A 26,935-nucleotide genomic window follows, 5' to 3' on the forward strand; every position below is an offset into this window, starting at 1 on the left:
AGAGATTTTAATGATCTCACTTCAAAATCTTAAATCAAAACAAATAAAATGAATACATTAATAGCAATAATAGGATTAGGTGTTTTGTGCCTTTTATTTGAAATTCTAAATTTCAGAAAAGCAATTGTTCCAGTAGCCATCATTGGTTTGTTGGGTATTCTAGGCCTAACAATGGGTGATTACAATGCGCCTGCTTCTTATTACAACAATATGATTTCCGTGAATAATTTCTCAGTAACTTTTTCTGGATTATTCATTGTACTTACCATTTTCTTGGTCGCATTAAGTGGTAATTTTTATGACAATCATCCTACTAAGTTATCCGATTTTATAGCTATTAAAATATTTTTGTTATCTGGAGCTGTAGCTATGGTTACTTTTGGCAATTTAGCTATGTTCTTTTTAGGTATCGAAGTGTTGTCTGTTTCTCTATATGTTCTTGCCGCCAGTAACCGTTTGAATTTAAAAAGCAATGAAGCTGGTATGAAGTATTTCTTGATGGGATCTTTTGCTTCGGGTATTATACTTTTTGGAATTTGTTTAGTGTACGGTGCAATGGGAAGTTTTGATGTAGTAGAAATTAGTCAAATGTCTCAGTCAGCTGAATTGCCTATATGGTTTCCAATTGGTATAGTATTGCTTACTATTGGAATGTTATTTAAGATTGCTGCTGTGCCATTTCATTTCTGGGCACCAGATGTTTATGAAGGAGCTCCATCCATGACAACCGCAACAATGAGTACTTTAGCCAAAGTAGTGGCAATGGCTACTTTGTTTAAAATATTATCTGCATTACATGTAGAGTTAAATGAAAACTTTATGTTGGTAATAGTAATCGTTTCTATTGCTTCTATGACCGTTGGAAACATTATGGCTTTGAAGCAAGCCAATGTAAAACGTATGCTAGCTTTTTCAGGTATTTCTCATGCTGGATTTATGCTTATGACTTTGTTGAGTATCGGTAGTTCAGCAGGAAGTTTATTGTATTATACTACGGCTTATGCATTGGCTGGAATTGGTGCCTTTAGTGTACTATTATATGTTTGCAAGCACCATGAGAATGAAGATATAACTAATTTTAATGGTTTAGGTAAGACCAATCCAATCTTGGCGATAGTACTTACAGCTTCATTATTATCTATGGCTGGTATTCCAATTTTCTCAGGTTTTTTTGCTAAGTTAACTTTATTCAATCAAACCATTCAATCGGGTTACTTAGTTGTGGTTATAGCAGCGGTAATCAATTCTATCATAAGTGTGGGCTATTATTTCAAGTTAATATTAGCTATGTATGCTAAAGAACCAAATGAAAGTAGAACTGGAACCCCTTTGGTAATTTATTCAGTAGCTGTTGTAGCTTTACTTTTAAATGTTGTGTTGGGGCTTTTCCCATCGTTGTTATTAGATTTATTGTAAGATAATTTTATGATATTTTAACCGTCTTTCTTTTTTAGAAAGACGGTTTTTTTATGGTTAATAGCCTGTTTTTCTTATGCCTATGTTTTTAATAATCCGTATTTTTGCGTTATGAAAGCTATGGTAAGTTTGGATAGAAAAGGCTATGCCAATTATGGTACTTTTCTTCGTGAAAAATATAGAGGGAAAAAAGTATATAAAGTCATTGTTGATGCGGGTTTTAGTTGCCCTAATCGCGATGGAAGTAAGGGTTATGGTGGTTGTACTTATTGTAATACCGATTCTTTTACCCCAGAACTTTCACGCAAGTTGCCTTCTATAACAGAACAAGTTCAACAAGGCATGGCTCGTGCTAAACAATCGTACAAAGCAGAACAATTTATCATCTATTTTCAACCCAATACCAACACTTACGCTTCGGTTGATTATCTCAAAAGGTGTTATGATGAAGCCTTAGCTGTGGCGCCAGAAGTTACCGTTGGTTTATCTGTAGGGACACGACCTGATTGTTTAGATGCCGAAAAAATAGCACTTTTAGAATCCTATTGTGACTTTGTGGATGTGGATGTTGAAATGGGTATGGAATCCATGTATGATACTACTCTTCAAACGATCAACAGAGGCTGTACTCATTCTGAATTTCTGAAAGCAGTGAGTTGGTTTGCCAATAGCCCAATAGATTTATGTATTCATACAGTATTTGGTTTTCCTGGTGAAACGATTCCGATGATTCTCGAATACATTCATGAAATAAACCGTTTCCCGCAGATCAAATTTGTAAAATTTCATCATCTTCATATTGTAGAAGGATCTATAATGGGTGTTCATTACAAACGCAATCCTTTTCCGTTATTTTCTTTAGAAGAGTATACCGATTTACTGTGTCAATTACTACCTTTATTGCGACCAGATATTGTTGTGCAACGTTTGTTTGGTATATCAGACTGGGAATTGTTAATTGCGCCGAATTGGGGGCTTAAAAAAACATTGATTCAACATTATATTGACCAATCGATACTTGATCGTGGCATCGTACAAGGTTCTTTATACAAAACATCCTAGTGTTGTACTTTACATTAATTTTTCATTACTAATGCACCATTTTTTTAGTATTAATTAAAGGGATTTTAATATGCGCTTTATACTCACATTTATTCTTGCTGTTTTTTTGTTGCCAATTTCTAGTTTGTTTGCACAAAAGGCTAGTTATTTTGAAGGTGGTTCACGTAAAGTGGTCGATTCTTTATACCGTGAAGATCAATTTTTCGTAGGCATTACGTATAACAATTTATTAGCGAGTCCCAAGGGTTATTCTAATGATAAAATCGCTGCTGGTTTTACTGCTGGGGCCGTTCGTGATATTCCTATTAACAAAAGTAGAACGTTAGCATTTGCTACAGGTCTTGGTTTGACCTATAACAAATACAATCATAATCTTGGCATTACCGGAAATTCATCCGCCCCAGTTTATACATTTTTGGCAACGGGTAGTTATAGCAAAAATAGTTTATCTATGCTATCCGTGGATTTGCCCTTAGAATTCCGTTGGCGAAATTCAACCTTTGAGAGCACTAAATTTTGGCGAATATATGGGGGTGTTCAATTGAATTATTTACTTTATAATCGGAGCTTATTTGAATCATCCATAGGTAACCAAAGGCTTACTAATAACAAAGATTTTGCAAAATGGGGTTATTCAGTGTATTTGGCCTCAGGATTCAATACGTTTAATATTTACTTTAATTATCGTCTTAATAATTTGCTTCAAGGTGCTCAATTGAATGGACAAGATTTGAAATTGAATCATTTTAACGTAGGTCTTATATTTTATATCTTATAAACAGTCGAAAAAGACGAACTACAGTTAGGCCCAGACTACCAATAGTAATGCTTGAGGAATAATTCCTGCTAACGTGCCGATAAGTAATTCAGTATTGGTATGTGCCTTCATCACCAGACGCGAGGATGCAATAATGCCATTGAGGAGTATTAATCCGATGATTAATCCAAAATAGCGATCGGGATAATGTAAATGTAAACCTATTACAAAAACGGTAAGCGAGCTTATAGCTAGCATGTGTATGCTTGCTTTGATTTTTACAAAAAGCAACAACAACACTACTATCGTACTTATTAACGCGGCCAAAAAGAAAAAGTGCAATTCAAAATAACGGTCGATGGTAATGTTTTTTTTGACTAAAACAATCAATAAGAAACATTGTAAAACAAGTGGAAGTTTTCTTTCGTTTATTTCAGAAGCCATCACCGTATTAATTTTTTTTAACGACTTAAGTATTAAAAAAATTAAAATGGGAGCGATCACCGTCAGAATTGCTATTTGCATAACGATCAACCCTTTTTCTTTCCAATCAAAAAGAGGAGATTTGCCATAAAAATAACACAAAGTAGCAAGTATCGGTATGAAAACCGGATGGAAGACATAGGAGAAAAAAGGAAGTATTTTTTTCAAAGCAGTTCGATTTGACACAAATATATCTAAAATAGTGGTTGGGACTATTTTTTTAACTTTACCCTCAGTACATCATTAAGCGTTAAATAATAGTAAAAATCCGAATTTGATATCGGACCATTTAGTATTTTTACCTTTCAATTCTAACTCCATGAATCTTTCCCTTTCTAGTATTGCAAAACAATTAAAGGCTACTTATACAGCTGATGACATTACTATTATCGAATCGGTTTCTACGGACAGTCGTTCTTTGCAAAATGGTCCTAATACGCTGTTTTTTGCCTTAGTAGGACCCAATACAGATGGGCATCTGTACCTACAAGAAGTCTTACAGCAAGGGGTTACTCATTTTGTAGTGGAGTATGTTCCTGAAAATTGTGTAGGCAAAGCCACCTTTTTAGTGGTTGATAATACTTTAGCAGCTTTGCAAGAACTCGCAAGGTATTATAGAAGTTTGTTTACTTTTCCTGTTGTTGGAATTACTGGAAGTAATGGTAAAACCATCGTGAAAGAATGGTTGAATTTTTTATTAAGCCCTGATTATACCATCATCCGAAGCCCTAAAAGTTATAATTCGCAAGTAGGGGTTCCTTTATCTGTACTTGGAATTGCCTCACAACATAATTTCGGAATATTCGAAGCTGGGATTTCTACCGTAAAGGAAATGGTTAATTTAGAGCGCATCATTCAACCTACCCTAGGTATTTTAACCAATAACGGATCGGCTCATGACGAAGGTTTTTCTTCTTTGGGAGAAAAAATTAAAGAAAAATTGAAGTTGTTTGCCCACTGCAATTTGTTAATCTATAACAAGAACAAAACCATTGCTGGCTTTCTGCCACCGCAGTTAGCTACTTTTTCTTGGAGTTTTACCGATGCTACAGCCGATGTTTTAATTAAAAAAACAGCCATTCTGGATAAAACCAAATTGCACATACAACTGTCCACAACCTCATTTGAGGTGACCATTCCTTTTCAGGATGACGCTTCAATAGAAAATGCAATACATTGTTTAATGATGCTATTGTATCTAGGCTATGATCGCCTTACCATTGAGCATCGATTGCATTTGTTATATCCAGTCGAAATGCGTCTAAAAGTAAAGGATGGTATCAATGGATCCACATTAATCGATGATAGTTATAGTTCCGATTTTCAGTCGTTAAAAATTGCTCTCGATTTTTTGGAAAGTCAAAAGCAACATAAAAAAAAGACCTTAATTCTTTCGGATATTTTTCAAAGCGGATTATCTAATGAAGAATTGTATGGTAAGGTGTCTCAGTTAGTCATTTCTAATAAAATTCATCGTGTAATTGGGATTGGAAAAACAATTTCAGCCTACAAACACAAATTTATGAATTGTACTACCTATCCCTCCACCACTGATTTTTTGGCACAATGGAATAGTAATGAATTTGGAAAAGAAACGATATTAGTTAAAGGTGCCAGAAGTTTTCATTTTGAAGATATTGTTTCGGCCTTAGAGGAAAAAACCCATGAAACGGTATTGGAAATCAATCTCAATGCCATCAGTCATAATTTGAATTTTTTCCGTTCCAAATTGTTGTCCAAGACCAAGATGATGGTCATGGTGAAAGCTTTTGGTTACGGAAATGGCGGATTCGAAATTGCTAAACTTTTAGAGCATCATCAAGTAGATTATTTGGGAGTAGCTTTTGCAGACGAAGGCATTGCCTTAAAAACAGCGGGTATTCGATTGCCAATTATGGTTTTAAATCCAGAATCCACAAGCTTCTCAGCTATTATTCAACATCAATTAGAGCCAGAAATTTATAGTATAAAGGGTTTGCGTGCCTTTTTGAAAATCGCCGAACAAAAGCAATTGACTCAGTATCCAATTCATATTAAATTCGATACCGGCATGCATCGTTTGGGTTTTGAACGTGACACCTTAGAGGAATTGATTGCGATTCTTAAAGGCAATACTAGAGTGTGTGTTAAAAGTGTTTTATCCCATTTGGCCACTAGCGATGATAGTAGTTATAGGGATTTTACAGAAGCTCAAATTGCATTATTCGAATCTCTATCTACACAACTCATGACTGCGTTAGCCATCCAACCGATACGTCATATACTGAATACTTCCGGTATAAGTAATTTTTCACATGCTCAATACGATATGGTTCGATTAGGGATAGGTTTGTATGGCGTTTCTAATGATCCCGAGGAACAAAAAGAATTACAAAATGTAAGTACACTCAAGTCGGTTATTTCTCAAATACGCACTATACCATCGGGCGATTCTGTTGGCTATGGTCGTCGTTTTATAGCAGAAAAGCCCACTAAAGTAGCTACTATACCGATTGGATATGCCGATGGCATTGCTCGACTTTGGGGTAATGGGCTCGGTTATGTTTTGATTCATCATCAAAAAGCCTTCATCCTAGGAAGCATTTGTATGGACATGTTGATGGTAGATGTTACTTCAATAGACTGTCAAGAAGGAGATGGGGTGATTATTTTTGGCGAATGCCCAACAGTAGTTGAAATAGCCGAAAAAACCCATACCATACCTTATGAGATTTTGACCAGTATTTCGCAACGGGTGAAACGCATTTTTTATCGAGAATGAGTACGTGAAATTATTCAAAATTTTTCTATATCTTTATGTTCTAATCAATTAACTAAAAATTATAGGTATGGGAATGATTTCTGAATTTAAAGATTTTATAGCTAAAGGCAATGCCATGGATTTAGCTGTAGGGGTTATCATTGGAGGGGCTTTTGGTGCTATTGTTAACTCATTAGTGGCCGATGTCATCACGCCGGCGATATTGAATCCAGCTTTAAAAGCAGCTCAAGTTGAGGATTTGGCTGGATTAAAAACGGATGGAGGAATTTTGTATGGAAAATTTTTGGCAGCCGTTATTAGTTTTCTTGTCATTGCTTTTGTGATATTTATTATGGTTAAAGGCTTGAATAGCATAAAGAAAAAAGAAGAACCTGCCGCTCCCGCAGGTCCAACACAAGAAGAATTATTGACACAAATTAGAGATTTATTAAAAAAATAATACCGCTACACTATTGTCTAACTTAACCGTTTCTTCAAAAAAGAAGCGGTTTTTTTTGTTAAAAATACAGAATAAAAAGTGGTTTTGTTTTATTTGTAACAATTTGTTAATATTTGTGACTACCCTTGCTTTAATTTAAAGAATTCTTACATTTGTGCCTCATTAATATAGTCATAATAAAACAGATACAATGAGAATAGCAGTAGTAGGCGCTACCGGAATGGTAGGCGAAATCATGTTGAAAGTATTAGCAGAACGTAATTTTCCTGTAACCGAGTTAATTCCTGTTGCTTCAGAAAAGTCAGTAGGTAAAGAAATAGTATTCAACGGAAAAACATATAAAGTAGTTGGATTGCAAACCGCTGTAGACATGAAAGCCGATATCGCTTTGTTTTCAGCAGGAGGAGGCACTTCACTTGAATGGGCTCCAAAATTTGCAGCTGCGGGTACTACTGTAATTGATAATTCTTCGGCTTGGAGAATGGATCCTACCAAAAAATTAGTAGTTCCTGAAATTAACGCCAGCCAATTGACAAAAGAGGACAAAATTATTGCAAATCCAAACTGTTCTACTATTCAAATGGTGTTGGCTTTGGCACCTTTGCATCAAAAATACAACATCAAACGTATCATTGTTTCTACCTATCAGTCTATCACTGGTACGGGTGTAAAAGCAGTGCAACAATTCGAAAATGAAGTAGCAGGAATAGAAGGCGAAATGGTGTATAAATACAAAATTAACCGCAACTGTATCCCTCAATGTGATAGTTTCGAAGACAACGGTTACACCAAAGAAGAAATGAAATTGGTAAACGAAACCAAAAAAATCTTAAGCGACGATAGTATTAAAGTTACTGCAACTGCGGTTCGTGTGCCAGTAGTTGGGGGTCATAGTGAAGCGGTGAACGTTGAGTTTACGAATGATTTTGATGTGGCCGAGGTACGTAATATTTTGCACCATACTGATGGTGTAGTTGTTCAAGACAACTTGGATACTTTTACTTATCCGATGCCGCGTTACGCAGAAGGAAAAAATGAAGTTTTCGTAGGTAGAATTCGTCGCGATGAAAGTCAGCCAAATACGTTGAATATGTGGATAGTAGCCGATAACTTAAGAAAAGGAGCGGCAACCAACACCATTCAAATTGCCGAATATTTGATTAAAGCGGGTCTAGTTTAATCTATATATTATAATAAAAAAGAAAACGCCTCGAGATGTCGAGGCGTTTCTTTTTTATTGATATAAAAGTTGCGCGGCATCCTGAGTCGTTTTTATGGGGTCGTGATAGGCATTGTTCACTTGTCGGAATTCCCAATTGAAAGGTAAACCGAGTTTTTGTGCCAAGGCTTTTCCGTTGTTGTAAAAATATAGGGCACGATCAATTCGGTTTAAACCCTGGGCATCGGCCGCTGCATTGTGTCTAAAACCCGTACTTTGATCGCTGTTGTTAGAATTGCAAACATTACAAGGAACACCAACTTGTACTGTTAAGTTAGCAGCAAAAAAACTTGCATAATTTGCGGTAGAAATTGGGGCGTTTTTTAGACCGTATGGAAATTCGGCAGCGCTATCAGCTACGGTAAACCAGCCCCCATTGGAACTAATTACTTGGTTGACATTTAAATTGTTTTTCATCAAGACCAATCGATGTGCAAATTGTCCACCACCCGAATGACCGTAAATATCGTATTTAGATTGGGTGCTATTGGTTCTTCTTTTGATTTCTGAAAATAAGGGTTCAATATAGGAAAAGGTCCATTGTGATTCTGGGTTCAATTCGTCAGGTTTGGGTTTATTGGTGTCTTTGTAAACATTACCCATAATATAGAAATTGCCACCTGGGAAATCTTTTTCGGAAAATTCAGGAGCAAAAACCATGACATTGTATTTTTCGGCATAGCCAATCCATAAATCTCTATAATAACTAGCATCACGGTTGTCGCCATGAAATACCATCAAAATTCTCTGTGCTTCTTTATTTGAATTAGATGGGTAATAATAATGTACTGGAATTGGTTTAGAAGGAATTCCAGCATAGGTGAAAGTAAATGTTCCTTTTTCTCCTAAAGTTTCGTTTGAATTATTTCCAGAATCGCTTGAGGTGCAAGCAGCTATCAAAAGGAAAACTAGAGGTAGGATGAATACAAATTTTTTCATTTTTATTTTTTTACAAAAATACTGACAATCAAAAGATTACTATTCCTTCTAAAGTTAAAGATATTTTAAAATTTGATAAGAGTTTTGATAAGGAACGATTCATTGCAAACTGATTTTAACTTTGAATCAATTATATCTTATTTTTGTAGTTATAAAAAAACAAAAAAATGGAAAAGCTAAAAGTAATCGCTTTTGATGCCGATGATACCCTTTGGGGCAACGAAATGTATTTTGATGAAACTGAAAAAAAGTTTTGTGGATTGATGGAAGATTATCTTTCGCATCAAGGAATATCATCCGAATTGTTTCAAATTGAAATTGCCAATTTAAAGTTGTACGGATATGGTATCAAAGGATATATTTTATCCATGATAGAAGCGGCCATGAAAATTTCTAATAATACTATTTCTATTGAAGCGATTGCGAAAATTGTGCAATACGGAAAAGATTTATTAGAAAAACCGGTTGATTTATTGGACGGCGTAACCGAAACTTTAGAAGCTTTGAGTGGAAAATATAAATTAGTAGTTGCGACCAAAGGAGATTTATTAGACCAAAGACGAAAATTACACAATTCAGGTCTTGGTCCTTATTTCCATCATATCGAAGTAATGTCAGACAAACAAGAAATTGATTATTTGGATTTGATTAAACGCTTGGAAATACAACCTGAAGAGTTTTATATGATTGGTAATTCGCTTAAGTCGGATGTGTTGCCAGTGTTAGCCATTGGTGGGCATGCGGCTCATATTCCATTTCATACAACTTGGGCTCATGAGAAAATAGACCACAAAGTGGAGCATCCTAATTTTACTACACTCCAAGAATTAACCGATATAATTCCTCTTTTAACCTAATGAAGCAGCCGTTTGACCTTGAAAATTGGAACCGAAAAGAACATTTTCATTTTTTTAGACAAATGGAGGAGCCTTTCTTTGGTGCTACTGTGGCTATCGACTGCACCAAGGCCTATGAGAAAGCCAAATCCATTTCATCTTCTTTCTTTATTTATTATTTGCACAAAACCTTACAAGCGGTCAATGCTATAGAGAATTTTAGATACCGAATAGAAAACGACAGTATTGTGGTTTACGATAGGATAGATGGTTCACCAACTATAGGTCGTCCCGATGGAACTTTTGGTTTTTCGTTGATAGTATATCATCCTGATTTTGCAGTTTTCGAAAAAAATGCCTTAGCGGAAATTGAAAGAGTTCAAAACACTACAGGATTGTTTACCCGAGAATTTGAAACCGAGAATATCATTCATTTTTCGGCTTTACCTTGGTTGGATTTTACTTCCTTGTCTCACGCTCGTAGTTTTACATTTCCTGATAGTTGCCCAAAAATTTCTTTTGGAAAGATGGTTGTTCAAAACGATGGAAGCAAACGCATGAATATGTCAGTACATGTGCATCACGGTTTGATGGATGGATTGCATTTGGGTCAATTCGTAGATTATTTTCAGAGAATCATGAACGAATAGATGTATTGTTTTTGGTATGGTGTTTGTGGGAGTATTTGTGTTATTTTATATTTAAAACGCCATGAGACAACTGTTGATTCTCTTTTTATTGAGTAGTGTTATTGTGACCTATGGTCAAGTTAAGGTTGCTTCACATCCTTTACAATTTAAAAAAGGAAAAGAGTATCATCAAATCATTATTTCTTCAAATCGGCAAAACGATGATGTATTTGTTTTTGCAACCGACAAAGAGAAAACGACAATTTTAAAGTACAGCCCCTTCTTGTTTTTTAAAGACAGTGTAGTAACCCCTAGACCAGATTTAGGCTATAAATCGATGGTAGGCTATTCCTTTGGGGTTGATGGAAACCCCACAATTTACTGGGCGGATCAAACGTATAAAAAAATACTGGGGGTACAATACAACCTAGAAACTAAAAAAACTACTTTTAGTTTTTTTCAGCTGCCATTGAATCGTGAAAAGATTTTGCTGACTTTCAATGAAAACAATAACTTTTACGTGCTAACCAAAAAGGATAATGCCGATGCGTTAGTGCTATATGTTCTTAAAGAAGGTAAAAATACTCCTTATCTTTTAGATTTTAGTACATTCGAATTTATAGATAGAAAAAGAGATCCAATCACGTTGTCTATGGTTTTGACGTTTTATCCCTTTGAAAAAATGGAAACTCAAACATACAATTCCCTGTTTAAAGCGATTAGCAAATCCAAAGTCTATGTACGACCTAATGACATCCTCTTTACCTTTGATCATAATAGTTTTGAAACCCAATTGTTTCAACTCAATTTTAAAACACTACAGCTTCTTGAGCGCAACATTCCACAATTTCCATTGAAACGACTCAACGGATTATCCAATTCCTATTATCATGAAGGTAAAATCTATCAATTGACAGCCAATGATGAGGAACTGAATTTTGGCTTTAAAGATTTTGACACTGATGCGGTAATCAAAGAATTTCATGTGACAAAAAATGATACGATACCTTTTCAAAACTCTCCTTTTTATTCTCAGGTGGAAAACCAACGCCCCAAAACCATTAAAACGACATCCAAGTTTTTGAATCAATTATCAGCGACTAATTTGGGACTTACCGTATACAAAACACGTAAAAATTTGTTTTTGACGATAGGGGGTAATCGTGAAATAGAAAAAAATAGTATCGAGCGATCGTTTTTAAGTCAAGAATTTCCTGAAATAGTACCTATAACGGAATTGCAGCAGTCTTTGCTTTATTTTGAATCGCTTTTTGATAAAAAAGGAAATCCAATTAAGACAGCACCTGAACCTTTGGCTGTTGATTTTATCGGCCGTTTTTCCTATGAACATCCCGCTGCCGTTTTACAGAGCACTATCCGGCATAAAGAGTACTATTTGCATGCTTATTATGATTCTAAATTAAAAGAATTTGTATTAATGAAGTTTTACGATGGATTCTAATTAAATATCTTTATACTACTTTTTACTAATTTTGTTATTCAGTCTATTGTATTAACCCTAAAATAAATTAAAGATGTTATCTAAAAATATCGAAACCGCCCTAAACAATCAAATTCGTATTGAGGCAGAATCCTCTCAAATTTATCTGTCTATGGCTTGTTGGGCCGAAGTGAATGGACTAGAAGGAATTGCTCAATTTATGTATGCGCAATCCGATGAAGAACGTGCTCATATGCTTAAATTGATTAAGTATGTAAACGAACGAGGAGGTCACGCTCAAATCACCGATTTAAAAGCACCAAAAACAACCTATGATACCTTTCAAGGCATGTTCGAGGAATTGTACAAGCATGAAATATTTGTTTCTAATTCTATAAATGAATTAGTGCATATTACTTTTTCTGAAAAAGATTATGCTACGCACAATTTCTTGCAATGGTATGTTGCTGAGCAAATCGAAGAAGAAGCCACAGCCAAATCGATTTTAGATAAAATCAACCTGATTGGAGATGATAAAGGAGGCTTGTATTTGTTTGATCGCGACATTCAACAAACGGCTATGGCTAATGCAGCAACTATAGCAGCCGCAAAATAAAGTGTTATTACATAACTTCTTACCCGATTCGAAAGATTCGGGTTTTTTTGTTTGCGATGTGTTAAATTTTATTTAGAATAGATAAAAACAACTTATATTTGTCGCAGCAAATACAGCTCAGAACCATGAGTAAGAAAGACAAAGAGAAGGATAAGAAAAAAGACAAAAAAGACAAAAAGGAGAAAAAGGCGCTAAAAAAGCAAGCCCTTTTAGCCAATGTAATTGTGGTAGAAAACCGAAAGTCGAAATGTTGTGGTAAATTCAAAAAAGGAGAACACAAACGTTGTGGGCGTTGTCCTATGTTTGATTTAATCCATAAAGTAGCCTAATTTTTGCTTACCTTTTTAAGATAAAACCCTTTCAGTTTAGTATTCTGAAAGGGTTTTGTTTTTCTATACTAGAAGGGCTAATACTTTATTTTTTGAGTGTTTATGGTGCCATTTTCTAAGCTAGTTTTAACAATGAGCACTTGTCCTTTGGCAGCGATGGAATACATTGTAAAATCTTGCATGTTGACATTCGGTTTTTCGTATATTTTTCTGCCCATCAAATCAAAAACAGTTATTTTTTCTATTTTTTCAGTAGTGGAACTGATGGTTATATTTTTGCTGTTGACGGTTACTACAACGCTTTTCTCTATCGAATTGGTGTTTTTGTTACTCAAATTTTTGTTGGTATATTTCAATACAAAACGGTCATTTTCGGTACCGTTGATGGCGATGAAAGTGTATTTGCCTTGGGTTAAATCGTGGGTAATGCCCGTTTTTTTGTCTTCTAGCCAAATGGGTTGATTGGCTAATTTTCCATCTCGACGATCAATGGCAATATCGAAGGATCCCACTATGGTACTACTGTAGCCTAAGGAGACTTGGTCATTTTCATCAAAGGGTAAAGCGCGTCCTTGTATGGTTAATTTTTTATCGGAATTGAGGCTGTAAAAATCTACGAAAGTTTGACCCTTAAAGGTTTCGCCATCGTATAAATGATCCCAATCGTTAGTAGCTCCATCAATATATCCTATTAGGAGTTGTTTGAAAGCCCCTTGAGTGTTAGTTAAATTAAGCCAAAGGCGATTTTGTTCGTTATCTGCAGTATTTTTGTTTGAAATGGATTTGAAAAATTGACTGTTTCTGCCTGAAACTCGCATCGAATTTAATATTGTAAAACTTCCTGGATCGGCATTTTTAACAAAAAACGATTGTCCAGCTGCTATGAATCCTTCAGGTCTAGGTCCGCCAGAGTTAGCAATTGTACCCCCTGTTAAAGTATATGTAGCATAATCGTTCGCACTATATACGTAATTAGAGCCACTTGGTGCAATAGCCGTATTGTGCGTCCAAAAATAAAGCGCTCCCGAAATGATGCTACTATTGGCATTAATAAAATCATTTGCATTAATAGCTGAAGGGTAAGGGTTGCCTATTAAATTAAACTGATTAGCGCCAACCGCAACATTATAGGTGCCATTATTAGGAACTCCTTTGAATGCCACGGGTTGTGCATAGGTAGTTCCGCTCCAAGTTTCGCCATTTGGATAGGTGCCGGGTTTGGGAACCCGTATAATGTATCCCACCGCTGGTTTCATTATGCCATCATCAAAAACCCAACCTATGGTAGGATTGTATCTAAAATACTTATCGAAGAGTGTATTTGGAGAGAGATTTTTGGCCGTTTGACCGACTACTGGAGATGACCAATAGGTATAATCAAAATTTTTCATTGGGGTTGAGATTCTTTTGTAGGTGATGCTTCCAATGTTGGTAGCATCAGGATTTATCTGAATCAAGCTGGAATTGTTTTCAAAGGTTAACGTGCCATGGACTTCAAGCCCGTTTTCAAGTTTAAGTTCTCCTGTGGCATTTACCGTTACATTTACCCCAGGATCAATGCGGCAAGAACAAGCTTGAAGTGCGGTATTGACATTGATGATGGCATTGCCTGTAAATCTTGCAATTTTATTAGGGTTTAAACCGCCATTATCCCAAGAAATACCATCGGCAGATGTTGAAACAGGTAAAGCAATCGTGGCAATATTCGAATATGCGCTGTTTAGCCCACAATTGCTTACCGATTTAATACGCATGTAATAAATTTTATCATTGAGTAAGCCATTTATAATCAACGATTCAGTTGTAGTACCTGACGGTGTAACCGATAGATTCTGATAATTCACTAAATAGTTGGTAAAATCTAAATCCAAAGCTACGTCTACGATGTATTGATTTGTATTTGAATTAGCACTCCAAGTTTGAGTAACAGATGTCTGATTACAAGTTAAAGAGATATTATTTAAAATAGGGGCGACAGGAGAAGCATTAACTAAAATTGTACCTACTGCGTTAACAATACCACAACCACCAATCAGTGGAATTTCATAATTAAAAGTACCACTAGATGTTGGAGTTCCAGATATTGTTATGGTATTGTTGGTCCAAATTGCATTTATTCCCGAGGGTAAACCTATTGGTGTTCCTATACCTGTGGCTCCCGTAGTAGTATGTGTGATGGGTGATATTGCACTATTAGTGCATGTTGACGAGCTTATTGATTGGGATGAAACAGTATTTTTATTTAATATTGTTACATTAACTATTTCAGAGTTTGAATAGTTTTCAACATTATATAATGCTGTATAGGTTAATTTAATTGTTGTAGTTCCTTGTGATATGTTTGGAATTGAAACAGAAGTAGTTGTACCTGTTGTTGTGATACCAGATGTGATCTCATTTCCATTTAAAAACCATTTAAAAGTTCCGCTAGTTCCTAAAGGACCTGTTATTGAGCCAGATATATTTAGTGTTTCTCCAGTGCATACACTTGTAATGGGATTAATATTTACATCAGGGGTTCCTCCGGCTGCCATTAATTGCTGAAAAGTGGAATCTGCATTACCTGCCCCATTACAGACTGAGGTGTAATTAGACCCCATTTGAATGTCTTGATTATTGGAACAAGAACCAATGATAGATCCAGTACTTACTTTTAATACTTCAGTTCCCGGATTAGTTGACGAAAGTATTCGTAAGCTGAATTTATTATTAAAAAAGATTTTTCCAATAACAGGAGTCACTTCAATTTTTTGAGTATCTAATGTCGCAATTCTAGTAACATTGTTCACTCCATCTAAAGACAAAGTACCAGAAATGGTTAAAGTTCCAAAAGGAAAGGTAGTAAATCCAGGCGCTGTATTCTGTGGGCTTAAAGTAATAGTATGTGAAGTAAGAATGAGTACAGACCCATAGTATAGGTTGTTTTGTCCGGGATATCCCTCGGAGTTTGTTGGTGTTACCCATGATGTGCCATTGTAGCGTTGCCAACTATTTAAATTAGTCCAGTTTCCTGTTCCAGAGGAACGATAATCACCTACAGTTTGAGCAAAATTCAATTCTATAAAGAAAAAACAGAGTATAAGTAATTTTAGATTCATCACCTTGAAAAATAGAGTATTATTAAAATAAAATCCTACAATAATCAGCTTAGGATTTAATAAAATTACAATATTAAACAAGGATAAATGCTTAAAAAACAAGGAATTAAAGCATTTTTGTGTGAAAAGTCGTTAAAATGAATTTTTCGTTCGTTAAAGAGATACGAAAAAAAAATTTAACAATATTTTTTCTAATTAAACGTAGAATCCGCATTAAACTTAGATGCGAAACTGAATTATACAATAAAAGCAAGAGCTCACTGACTATTTTTGAAGAAGGAAACAACGTTCAACAAATACCTTATGTATATAAACCCATGGGCTAATACTTTTGTAATTTGAATTTTAAAAAGGAGTAAGTTTTTGGTTTTGAAAAAGAAATTAGTTGTAGTAGATTTCTATTGCAGAATTTGGCAAAAGAAAACCCTTTGATTCTTCTATAAAATACGAATCAAAGGGTTGCTAAAATATAGGCATAGTGCGTTAGAAAACGATCTTTTGACTATTAGTCATTCCATTTGCCAAAGTAGTTTTTACGATTAAGGCTTGAGTGTTTAGTGGTAACTGATCAATACTCCATTCTTGGGCGTCGATCTTAGTTTTTTCATACACTTTTCTTCCCAATAAGTCAAAAACTTCCACTTTAGCGAGGGCCTCTCGAGTAGAACTAATTGTTATGTTTTTGTTTTTAACCGATACGGTGAGGCCATTTTTTATTATTTCATTTTCATTAGTTCCTAGTGTTTTATTAGTATACTTTAATACAAAACGGTCGTTTTCGCTTCCTTTGATGGTGGTGAAGGTATATTTTCCTTGGGTTAAATCGTGTGTAATACCCATTTTTTTGTCTTCTAACCAAATGGGTTGATTGGCTAATTTTCCATCTCGACTGTCAATAGCGATATCGAATGGCCCCACTAAAGTACTGCTGTAGCCTAAGGGGATTTGGTCGTTTTCGTCAAAGGGAAGCGCACGTCCTTGAATGGTTAATTTTTTGTCGGAATTGAGGCTGTAAAAATCTACGAAACTTTGTCCATTGAGCGTAGCACCATCGTACAAATGATCCCAGTCGTTAGTAGCCCCCGTGATGTAGCCTACTAAGAGTTGTTTAAAGGCTCCTTGGCTGTTAGACAAGTTTAACCACAGCCTGTTTTTTTCGATGGCTTCCGTTTTTTTGGTAGCCGTTTGTTTGAAGAATTGAGTATTGTTGCCAGCGATACGCATTTGGTTGTTAAATACAAATGCAGTAGCCGTTGGATTTGCTTGAGAGCTTACAAAAAAGGATTGTCCTGCAGCAATGAATCCAGAAGGCCTATTGGTCGTAATTTCTTCGTCTGGATCTAATTGCCCATTATTGTTGAGATCATTAAAATTACCTATTGAAGTCGCTGTAGATCCCGTAAAGTTATAAGTTGCATAATCGTTTGCAGAATACACGAATTGAGTCCCAATTTGTGTAATTGGAGTATTATGTGTCCAAAAGTACAAAGGTCCAGATATAATACCGCTATTTGCTTTGATAAATTCTTCAGCTTTAATAGCAGAGGGATAGGGGTTTCCTATAAGATTGAATTGATTAGGACCCGCTGTGATTGTATAATTGCCATTATTTGGAATCCCTTTAAAAGAAACGGGTTGCTCATATGTAGTTCCACTCCATGTTTCACCATTTGGATAAGTACCTGGTTTAGGTACACGTATGATGAATCCAACACCAGGTTTCATTTCACCATCGTCAAATGTCCAACCACTTGTAGGGTTGTATCTGAAATATTTATCAGAAAGTGTGTTGGGCGATAAATTTTTGGCCGTTTGACCAGCAACAGGCGAGGACCAATAGGTGTAATCAAAATTTTTCATGGGAGCCGATTTTCGCCGGTATTCTATACTACCTGAGTTCATAACCGGATTGATTTGTATTAAACTGGATTGGTTTTCAAAAATCAATTGGCCATTGTTTGTAATGGCATTTGTTATCGTAAAAGTTCGACCACTTGGCACCGTAATAGTGAATCCAGAATTAATCGTCAAACTACAAGCAGTAAAATCGGAAGTTATGGTATACGCCCCATTAATTATCGCATTTTTCGTTACGTCTGGCACTCCATTACTCCAAGTTGTGCCATTCCAAGTGGTATTTGAGGCGTCAGATATGTTTACTAATTCAGATTTTGGAGATAAACATCCATTAGCACTGGTTACTCTAAAAGTATAACTACCTATGGATAAGCCGTTAAGGGTTGTAGTACTTCCAGAACCCGTCAATCCTGTAACTCCTGTAACGGTGGGCGTCATTGTAATTGTCCAAATTCCTGTAGTAGGTAAATTGTTTAGGACCACTGCTCCACTTTTTGATGAAGAACAATTAACATTTGAAACTGTTCCAATGGTAGGAGGAGCTAGCAAATTAATAACTGTAGGTACATTGTTTGATTCATTGGTGCCCGAAATATCAATTACTTTTGCAAATGAAGGGTCTTCGCCCTCTACTTTAGCGCTATTTTCTATTTTACCTAGGGCTACATCGGCAGCAGTTATAACGTATGTACCTGTTAAAGTTGAGGTAGCGCCAGGATCCAAAAGTGCTATGGTGTTAGTTGGAATAGTAACTGCGGGATTTAAATCATTTAATATGATGTTGCGAATCGGTACGTCTCCTGTGTTTTTTACTACAAAAGTATAGGTTACGGTATCTCCCAATTTTCCACAGTCGATAATAGAGGCTGTTTTGATAAGACTCAACTCTGATCGTTTTAATGAATTTTGATTTACTCCAATAAAAGCACAATCCGAACTTCCAGAAAAATTGATCACCAATCGATCTACCAAGGCCTCATTTGAAGAATTAATACCAAAATCAGAGAAATCATAACCTAACATACGTATATCTCTGGTTTGTCCTAAAGGGAAACTTGGAATTCCATTGGATGCGCTAAATAAATCTAAACGGTAGGTACCCACTGCTGTAATACTAGGAAACGATACTGTAATTGGATTTCCAATGGTGTTTCCATTTACATCCACAAATTTGAAAACATCTGCAGATGTATCAGGTGCGGCTACTTGAGTTATAATAATATCTGGTTTTTGATCGCCCACGCCAAGGATATTGATATTGCCCACTCCGATTTTAAATTCGGAAGTTCCATTTTTGATATTTGCAATTCCAGTGCCTAAGGCTAGTCCATTTTTACCATCGGTCAAACGGGCAGCTAACTCAGCAGGAGTTGAGGCGATACCGTTTAAGGCAGGAGTTAATATTCTATCATTTGAATTACCATCTATCCTAGCACCTTGTAAAAAATGAGTACTTCCATGAAATTGGATATCAGATATTTTTAGTGCTCTAAATTTGGTGTTTTCGAAAGTAATACTATTGTTTGTTAAAGCGGTATTATCTACCCCTGTAGCCCACGTTTTACCGTTCCAATCGAATGCTAAAAGGTTGTTTTCTGTATCGGGTTGATTGGCCGTTATATTAGTGGTGGCCGAAGACGTAAAATAACCATTGTAATCGGTGTAAATTCTTGTAACGGCTCGATTTGGTACTGTTAGATTGGATAATGTTTTAAAAAAAATCTGATTTTTACTTGTTGTTGCAGTATCTTTTGTTTGAGCATTAGCTAATGTGATAGAGATAAACAAAACAAAGAAAAACAAAAATCTATTCATATTCTGATTTAATATAATTAATTGTTTACAAAAAAAATGTTAATAAAACTATTTTTCTATTGAGTAGCAAATGTAAGAATAAAAGATTTACTGTTTATTTTTCTAGTGTTAAGCCGTAAAGAATTTGAAAAACTGTAAAAATTTAACAATAAAAATTATATTTAAATATATTAAAAGCTTTGCAATTGTAATTATGCTACTAATGACTCAAGGATAGTTAATTACTTTATAAATTTATAAACCCTTTCAGATCAAAATCACTGAAAGGGTTCTCAAAAATATATTCTAAGGGTATTTAGAAAATAATTTTCGTACTGCTGTTTGTATTATTACTTAAAGTTGATTTCACAATTAACGTTTGGCTTGGGATAGACAAGTTTTCAATAGTCCATTCTTGGGCATTGATCTTAGTTTTCTCATACACTTTTCTTCCCAATAAGTCAAAAACTTCAACTTTAGTAAGGTTCTCTCCAGTAGAACTAATTGTTATGTTTTTGTTTTTAACCGATACGGTTAGGCCATTTTTTATTATTTCATTTTCATTAGTTCCTAGTGTTTTATTGGTATACTTTAATACAAAACGATCGTTTTCGCTTCCTTTGATGGTGGTGAAGGTGTATTTACCTTTAGTTAAATCGTGTGTAATACCCATTTTTTTGTCTTCTAACCAAATGGGTTGATTGGTTAAATTTCCATCTCGACTGTCAATAGCGATATCGAATGGCCCCACTAAAGTACTGCTGTAGCCTAAGGGGACTTGGTCGTTTTCGTCAAAGGGTAATGCTCGTCCTTGTATGGTTAATTTTTTATCGGAACTGAGGCTGTAAAAATCTACGAAAGTTTGACCCTTAAGGGTTTCGCCATCGTATAAATGATCCCAGTCGTTAGTAGCACCAGTGATGTAGCCAACTAATAGTTGTTTAAAGGCTCCTTGGCTGTTAGACAAGTTTAACCACATCCTGTTTTTTTCGATAGCTTCCGATTTTTTGGTAGACGTTTGTTTGTAGAATTGTTCGTTTTGTTTGTTTTCATTACCTACTCTCATGCTATTATTAAATGCAATCTTACTTGCTGTTGCAAGATTTTTTGCCCCTTGAACGAAGAATGACTGCCCAGCAGCGATAAAACCTTTAGGGGTTGAATCCTTACCAACTAAGTCGCTTTTAGCTGCACTTGTACCGCCTGTTAAGTTAAATAACGCATAATCGTTGGACACATACACATAATTGTTACCACTTTGTTGAATTGGCGTATTGTGAGTCCAGAAATAGAGGGTACCGTTAATTACACTGCTATTTGTAGTAATAAAATCATCTGCATTTATGGCTGAGGGATACGGATTGCCTACTAAATGGAATTGATTGGCCTCAACATTATTATAAAAGATGTCACCATTATTCGGAACCCCTTTAAAGGCTACCGGTTGGGCATAGGTGGTTCCTGACCAATTATCTGGCGCTGGAGAACCAGGTTTAGGAACACGAATAATATAGCCTACTGCAGGCTCCATAATCCCTTGGTGCAATTTCCAACCTTTATCGAATCTAAAATATTTATCCCAAAAGGTATTTGGAGATAAGGCAACGGTTGTTTGTCCGGTAACTGGAGAAGACCAATAAGTATAATCGAAATTTTTCATTGGAGCAGAGGTACGGCGATATTCAATATTGCCAACATTGGTGGCATTGGTGGTTTGTACCAAACTTGCATTATTTTCGAAAACCAGACTTGTTGTTGCATTATTGGTTACCTTAATGGCATTAGTAATGGTTAGAGTATGCCCCTCTTTGATGAGAACATGGCCAGATAGTACGGTGCAAGAACAAGCCTTTAAATCTCCGGTAGAGGTGTAGTTTCCGGCAAAAGCAATAGGATTCGAACCATTAGGTGTTGTTCCAGTCCATGTTGTACCATCCCATGTGGCAGTAGCTGGAGCCGCATTAATATTTACATTTGTTAAGGCTGTTGATGAACACGAACCATTATTGCTCACCACAAAGCTATAACTAGTATTGGCAGTTAAACCCTCAATTGTAGTGTTTATACCAGTGCCTGTTAATCCAGTCAAATTAGGAGTTTGAGGTGAAGCCGTAATAGTCCAAGATCCTGAAGATGGTAAATTACTCAAGGTAACACTCCCCGTGGCTACAGCACATGTAGGTTGAGTAGTAGTTATAATTGTTGGTTGATTAGGAATTGGATTGACGGTTATAATAGCCGATCCACTTGTGAAACTATTGGTTCTCGTGCAACTATTGGCTCCAGTTACTGAAACTAAAGTATAACTAGTAGTAGTTGTTACTGGAGTAGTAAATGTGGCAAATGGCGTCCCGCTTACAACATTAGATGCGGTTCGATTGGCAACACCATCATTATAAACCACTGTATAAGGTCCTGTTCCTGCAGTTGCTGTCCATGTTAATTGACCCGTTCCAGAGTCACAAAAAGGGCCATTTGCAGTTAAACTTCCTTGCGGTAATGAGTTTACCGTTAATGTAATTGCTTTAGTGGAGGAACAGTTGGCATTAGTGATAATTAATGTTCCTGTATAGGATCCTGCAGGAGTACCGGCTGGGACAATAATTCCAGTCAAATTACCTCCCGTAGTAAATGTAGTAGTTCCTTGATCTGCTAAAGTATCCCAATCAATTCTATAACTAGTAGGCGAATTGGTGATGGCTGTATAAGTCATAGAGGTAGTTTGAGCGGTTGTATTTTGGCAAACGGCTGTCACTACTGCCGGAGTAGTTGAAGTGGTAATAGTTGGGCCATTAGTGCTGTTTATGTTAACATAAATGGTAGAGGATGAGATACAACCAGCGGCGGTAGTTACTGTAACAGTGGCTTCTTTCAAACCAGTTCCTGTAAAACTCACAATAGGATTTTTTATGTTGGTTGAAGAAAAGGATGCTCCAGAGGAACCCGTCCAAGAATAGGTAACCCCTGAGCTAGGAACATTATCTACATCTAATTGTATAGGTGTACCAGCACATGAAGACAAAGTGTTAAAAGTTCCTTTTGGTATTGTGGTTGCAAAAGGAGTCACTTGAGTAGAAGGTACTAAAACAATGTTGTCGATTATTGTTCCATACGTTTGGTTTGTCGCTAAATGATTGAATAAATCTAAAGTTATTGAAGTACTTGTAGGCGTAAAAGTAAAAGTACCAATTTGCGGCGTGGGAGTAGAAGTTTCGAATGCTAAGGAAGAAGCTCCTGAAGTTCCTCCAAGTACAGCAATGGTAACTCCAGATGGAGAAGGAGCTTCAGTGCCATTTCTGCGGGCGTAGATAAAACTTAGTGTATAGGAAACCCCTGGTACAACAGTAACAACTTGTCGTAAAGAGGCTCCAGAGTCTAGTTCAGCGGTATATCCACTATTACCCGTGCTAAAGTATGTGTTCTCTGGATAAGTTTCTACATATGTACCTTTTGTTGGGGTAAATGTCCAACCTAAAGCTTTGTTGTTCCCGGTCGTTGCATTAGTAAAATCACCGTTAGTAATTAAGTTATTTACACAAGATGTTGAAGAAACATTAATTGTACCTGTAGCACTCACACTTCCGCAACCTCCTGTTAGTGGAATGCTGTAGTTGAATGTGCCTAATGCTGTTGGTGTGCCGCTAATGCTAATGGTATTTGAAGCCCATGTTGCCGTAACTCCTGAAGGTAATCCTATTGCGGTTCCAATTCCAGTGGCACCTGTAGTAGAATGAGTAATTGCTGTTAAAGCAGTATTGATATTTAAGGTTGGCGTTGAACTTGGAGCAGAAACTGTATTGTTAGCACTAACAATAATAGTTCCCGTAGCATTTATGCTTCCACAACCTCCAGTTAGTGGAATGTTGTAGTTAAATGTTCCAGCGGCTGTTGGTGTACCGCTAATGGTAATGGTATTTGATGACCAAGTGGCAGTTACTCCTGCAGGTAATCCTGTTGCAGTCCCTATACCTGTGGCTCCCGTAGTGGTATGTGTAATCGCTGTTAATGCGGTATTAATACACAAGGTTGGCGTTGAACTTGGAGCAGAAACTGTATTGTTAGCAGTAACAATGATAGTTCCCGTAGCATTCACGCTTCCGCAACCTCCAGTTAGTGGAATGCTATAGTTAAATGTTCCTGATGCTGTTGGTGTACCGCTTATGGTAATGGTATTTGATGACCAACTTGCAGTTACTCCTGCAGGTAAACCTGTTGCAGTCCCTATACCCGAGGCTCCCGTAGTGGTGCGTGTAATCGCTGTTAATGCGGTATTAATACACAAGGTTGGCGTTGAACTTGGTGCAGAAACTGTATTGTTAGCAGTAACAATAATAGTTCCCGTAGCACTCACGCTTCCGCAACCTCCAGTTAGTGGAATGCTATAGTTAAATGTTCCAGCGGCTGTTGGTGTACCGCTAATGATAATGGTATTTGATGACCAACTTGCAGTTACTCCTGCAGGTAAACCTGTTGCAGTACCTATACCTGTGGCTCCCGTAGTGGTGTGTGTAATCGCTGTTAATGCGCTATTAATACACAAGGTTGGTGTAGAACTTGGGGCAGAAACTGTATTGTTTAAAACGTTTACCACTGCAGACTGACCAGAAACAGTATTGCTACAGTTTGGAGTAGATTGATAGGAAACTTCAGTTATAATGTAATTATAGGTTCCTGCAGTACTAGTTGAAGCCAATACTGTTGCTGTATTATTTGCTGGGACATTAATAGTTTGACTTGTACCACTATTAATCTTGTAAGTAATGGTAATTGCAGCGGTATGGCTATTGGTAAATGTGATCAAAGGAGCAGTACCATCTTTACAAACACTAGTACTTCCAGAAATATAAGCTGTAGGTAAGGGGCGAAAATTTAAACTGGCTGTTGAGTTTCCAAATCCAGTAGTTCGTGTACATGTGGCGTTTTTTACAGACAAAAGGGTATAGTTTGCATCATTAGTAGGATTGTCGCCAGGTGTAAATGAAAAAGGTGAGGCAGTAGTAATAGTTTGTGTATATATAGTTGAATTGCTGTTGTTTTTGTAGGTAATTTCGTAAGGATTGGAAAACGTTGCATCTTCTGCATCAAAAGTTAATTGTGGAGAACCTCCAGCACATAATGTGGTAGCTGTAAAACCGGTGGATATGTTGTTGGGTAGGGAGTTAACTGTGATTGTTCCGTTCAAGCTTAATGCCGTACAAGGTGTTGTTTGGCCAGTTGTGGTAATGGTATAAGTACCGTTTGCAGTTGGAGTTCCGCTTATTGTTACTGTTTTTGCACTATTATCTTTAGTTGCAGTCAAACCTAAAGGTAAATTTGTAACTGTTACATCTGTAGCTCCACCGCCCCATGTATAAACTGTATTGGTAATTCCTGATCCTGAACAAACCGTTTGATTTGCTGTTCCACTAGTTAAAACTAAGGTTGCAATTGGATTAACAGTAATTGTTCCGTTCAAGCTTAATGCCGTACAAGGTGTTGTTTGGCCAGTTGTGGTAATGGTATAAGTACCGTTTGCAGTTGGAGTTCCGCTTATTGTTACTGTTTTTGCACTATTATCTTTTGTTGCAGTCAAACCTAAAGGTAAATTTGTAACTGTTACATCTGTAGCTCCACCTCCCCAAGTATAAACCGTACTAGTAATTCCTGTTCCCGAACAAACCGTTTGATTTGCTGTTCCACTAGTTAAAACTAAGGTTGCAATTGGATTAACAGTAATTGTTCCGTTCAAGCTTAATGCCGTACAAGGTGTTGTTTGGCCAGTTGTGGTAATGGTATAAGTACCGTTTGCAGTTGGAGTTCCGCTTATTGTTACTGTTTTTGCACTATTATCTTTAGTTGCAGTCAAACCTAAAGGTAAATTTGTAACTGTTACATCTGTAGCTCCACCTCCCCAAGTATAAACCGTACTAGTAATTCCTGTTCCCGAACAAACCGTTTGATTTGCTGTTCCACTAGTTAAAACTAAGGTTGCAATTGGATTTACAGTAATTGTCCCGTTCAAGCTTAATGCTGTACAAGGTGTTGTTTGGCCAGTTGTGGCAATGGTGTAAGTACCGTTTGCAGTTGGAGTTCCGCTTATTGTTACTGTTTTTGCACTAGTATCTTTAGTTGCAGTCAAACCTAAAGGTAAATTTGTAACTGTAACATCTGTAGCTCCACCTCCCCAAGTATAAACTGTATTGATAATTCCTGATCCTGAACAAACCGTTTGATTTGCAGTTCCACTAGTTAAAACTAAGGTTGCAATTGGATTTACAGTAATTGTTCCGTTCAAGCTTAATGCCGTACAAGGTGTTGTTTGGCCAGTTGTGGTAATGGTGTAAGTACCGTTTGCAGTTGGAGTTCCACTTATTGTTACTGTTTTTGCACTAGTATCTTTAGTTGCAGTCAAACCTAAAGGTAAATTTGTAACTGTAACATCTGTAGCTCCACCGCCCCATGTATAAACTGTATTGGTAATTCCTGTTCCCGAACAAACCGTATGATTTGCTGTTCCACTAGTTAAAACAATAGTAGGGGGTGGTGAGGAAGATACCGTAACAGTTACTGTATTTGTAAATAACGAATAATTAATATTAGAATACTGAAAAGTTGTTTTTCTTCTATATTTAGTTGTTGTATTTAGAGCTGGTGGGTTATAATCTTTACTTGTCGCTCCAGAAATATTTTGAAAGCTTCCACTAGCATCTGTTTCCCATTGGTATGTAATTGTTGTGCCTGAAGCAGTTGCGCCATTATTTATAGAGGTTAATCCGTTAGGTACTGTACCTTGACATATAGTTTGATTTGTACCAATAGATCCAGCAAATCCAACATATCCACCACTGGCAATAAAATCTGTAAATGAGGGAGTAGATCCATTACTGCTGCAAGTTGCAACCGGGTTTCCGCCCACAAGTATTCTATCAGATGAATTGCAAATACCGTTACCACTTGTAGGTGTTAAAGTTCCAGTCCCTTCAAAAACAACAGAAGATCCAGCTGCAAGCTTAAAATCATGATTTTGAATAGAAAAATCAATTATAGCATTTGATTTTATTATAACTTGAATTGGGCCGAGACATGTTAAGTCTAAAGGCCCATTCATTTGTAATGTAGTTGCAGTTGTTCCATCTCCTATTTCTAATATACCGTTGCAATCTTTAAGGGTATTCAATGAGCATGGAGTATCGTTATTCTTGGTTTGGTAGTCAGTGGCTGATTTAGTTCCTATTATTTGACATTGAGCAATACTAGTATTACTAAAAAACAATAGACAA

General features: G+C 36.4%; 16 protein-coding genes. 11 read left to right on the forward strand and 5 right to left on the reverse strand.

The genetic code is table 11. The annotated features are described in order from the left end of the window. Positions 1 to 48 precede the first annotated feature (48 nt). The 3 genes from ACZIX2_RS11805 (at position 49) to ACZIX2_RS11815 (ending at position 3,256) form a co-directional block, all read left to right on the forward strand. Positions 49 to 1,416: an NADH-quinone oxidoreductase subunit N gene (locus ACZIX2_RS11805; RefSeq protein ID WP_463340294.1), complete on the forward strand. Its 1,368-nt coding sequence runs from the start codon at positions 49 to 51 to the stop codon at positions 1,414 to 1,416. 111 nt (positions 1,417 to 1,527) lie between these two features. Continuing rightward, the gene (mnmL, locus tag ACZIX2_RS11810) at positions 1,528 to 2,478 is read left to right on the forward strand and encodes a tRNA modification radical SAM protein MnmL/YtqA (RefSeq protein ID WP_463340295.1); all 951 of its coding nucleotides are present in this window, start codon (positions 1,528 to 1,530) and stop codon (positions 2,476 to 2,478) included. 70 nt (positions 2,479 to 2,548) lie between these two features. Further along, positions 2,549 to 3,256, forward strand: coding sequence for a porin family protein (locus ACZIX2_RS11815; protein ID WP_463340296.1), 708 nt, complete (start codon positions 2,549 to 2,551; stop codon positions 3,254 to 3,256). A 24-nt stretch (positions 3,257 to 3,280) separates the two neighbouring features. On the opposite strand, the gene ACZIX2_RS11820 is transcribed toward ACZIX2_RS11815, so the two are convergent. Next, entirely contained in the window at positions 3,281 to 3,886 is a 606-nt protein-coding gene (locus ACZIX2_RS11820) for a hypothetical protein (RefSeq protein ID WP_463340297.1), read from the reverse strand. A gap of 151 nt (positions 3,887 to 4,037) precedes the next feature. Here ACZIX2_RS11820 and ACZIX2_RS11825 point away from each other — a divergent pair, with 151 nt between their 5' ends. The 3 genes from ACZIX2_RS11825 (at position 4,038) to ACZIX2_RS11835 (ending at position 8,098) form a co-directional block, all read left to right on the forward strand. Next, positions 4,038 to 6,479, forward strand: a complete 2,442-nt coding sequence (locus tag ACZIX2_RS11825) for a bifunctional UDP-N-acetylmuramoyl-tripeptide:D-alanyl-D-alanine ligase/alanine racemase (protein WP_463340298.1) — start codon at positions 4,038 to 4,040, stop codon at positions 6,477 to 6,479. Positions 6,480 to 6,546: 67 nt separating this feature from the next. Beyond that, positions 6,547 to 6,918: a large conductance mechanosensitive channel protein MscL gene (gene mscL / locus ACZIX2_RS11830; protein WP_463340299.1), complete on the forward strand. Its 372-nt coding sequence runs from the start codon at positions 6,547 to 6,549 to the stop codon at positions 6,916 to 6,918. A gap of 190 nt (positions 6,919 to 7,108) precedes the next feature. Beyond that, positions 7,109 to 8,098 (forward strand): aspartate-semialdehyde dehydrogenase, encoded by a 990-nt coding sequence (locus ACZIX2_RS11835; protein WP_463340300.1) that lies wholly within the window; start codon positions 7,109 to 7,111, stop codon positions 8,096 to 8,098. 54 nt (positions 8,099 to 8,152) lie between these two features. Here ACZIX2_RS11835 and ACZIX2_RS11840 read toward each other — a convergent pair whose 3' ends face one another. Beyond that, positions 8,153 to 9,076, reverse strand: a complete 924-nt coding sequence (locus ACZIX2_RS11840; RefSeq protein WP_463340301.1) for a hypothetical protein — start codon at positions 9,074 to 9,076, stop codon at positions 8,153 to 8,155. Between the two features lie 167 nt (positions 9,077 to 9,243). Between ACZIX2_RS11840 and ACZIX2_RS11845 the strand changes: the two genes are divergently transcribed. The 5 genes from ACZIX2_RS11845 to ACZIX2_RS11865 all read left to right on the forward strand — a co-directional run bounded on the left by ACZIX2_RS11845 (position 9,244) and on the right by ACZIX2_RS11865 (position 12,927). Then, entirely contained in the window at positions 9,244 to 9,933 is a 690-nt protein-coding gene (locus ACZIX2_RS11845) for an HAD family hydrolase (protein ID WP_463340302.1), read from the forward strand. Continuing rightward, complete coding sequence (locus ACZIX2_RS11850) at positions 9,933 to 10,562, forward strand: CatA-like O-acetyltransferase (RefSeq protein WP_463340303.1); 630 nt, start codon at positions 9,933 to 9,935, stop codon at positions 10,560 to 10,562. Before ACZIX2_RS11845 ends, ACZIX2_RS11850 begins: the two co-directional genes overlap by 1 nt. Before the next feature lie 61 nt (positions 10,563 to 10,623). Next, positions 10,624 to 12,003 (forward strand): hypothetical protein, encoded by a 1,380-nt coding sequence (locus ACZIX2_RS11855; protein ID WP_463340304.1) that lies wholly within the window; start codon positions 10,624 to 10,626, stop codon positions 12,001 to 12,003. Positions 12,004 to 12,076: 73 nt separating this feature from the next. Next, entirely contained in the window at positions 12,077 to 12,598 is a 522-nt protein-coding gene (locus ACZIX2_RS11860) for a ferritin (protein WP_463340305.1), read from the forward strand. Between the two features lie 125 nt (positions 12,599 to 12,723). Further along, complete coding sequence (locus ACZIX2_RS11865) at positions 12,724 to 12,927, forward strand: hypothetical protein (protein WP_463340306.1); 204 nt, start codon at positions 12,724 to 12,726, stop codon at positions 12,925 to 12,927. 77 nt (positions 12,928 to 13,004) lie between these two features. Here ACZIX2_RS11865 and ACZIX2_RS11870 read toward each other — a convergent pair whose 3' ends face one another. The 3 genes from ACZIX2_RS11870 to ACZIX2_RS11880 all read right to left on the reverse strand — a co-directional run bounded on the left by ACZIX2_RS11870 (position 13,005) and on the right by ACZIX2_RS11880 (position 26,832). Beyond that, positions 13,005 to 16,025, reverse strand: coding sequence for a T9SS sorting signal type C domain-containing protein (locus tag ACZIX2_RS11870; protein WP_463340307.1), 3,021 nt, complete (start codon positions 16,023 to 16,025; stop codon positions 13,005 to 13,007). Positions 16,026 to 16,508: 483 nt separating this feature from the next. Continuing rightward, positions 16,509 to 19,697 carry a DUF7507 domain-containing protein gene (locus tag ACZIX2_RS11875; protein ID WP_463340308.1) on the reverse strand — a complete coding sequence of 1,063 codons (3,189 nt, stop codon included), beginning with the start codon at positions 19,695 to 19,697 and terminating at the stop codon, positions 16,509 to 16,511. A gap of 295 nt (positions 19,698 to 19,992) precedes the next feature. Next, positions 19,993 to 26,832 (reverse strand): T9SS sorting signal type C domain-containing protein, encoded by a 6,840-nt coding sequence (locus ACZIX2_RS11880; protein WP_463340309.1) that lies wholly within the window; start codon positions 26,830 to 26,832, stop codon positions 19,993 to 19,995. Between the last annotated feature and the right edge of the window lie 103 nt (positions 26,833 to 26,935).

Source organism: Flavobacterium riviphilum (genome assembly GCF_055231795.1).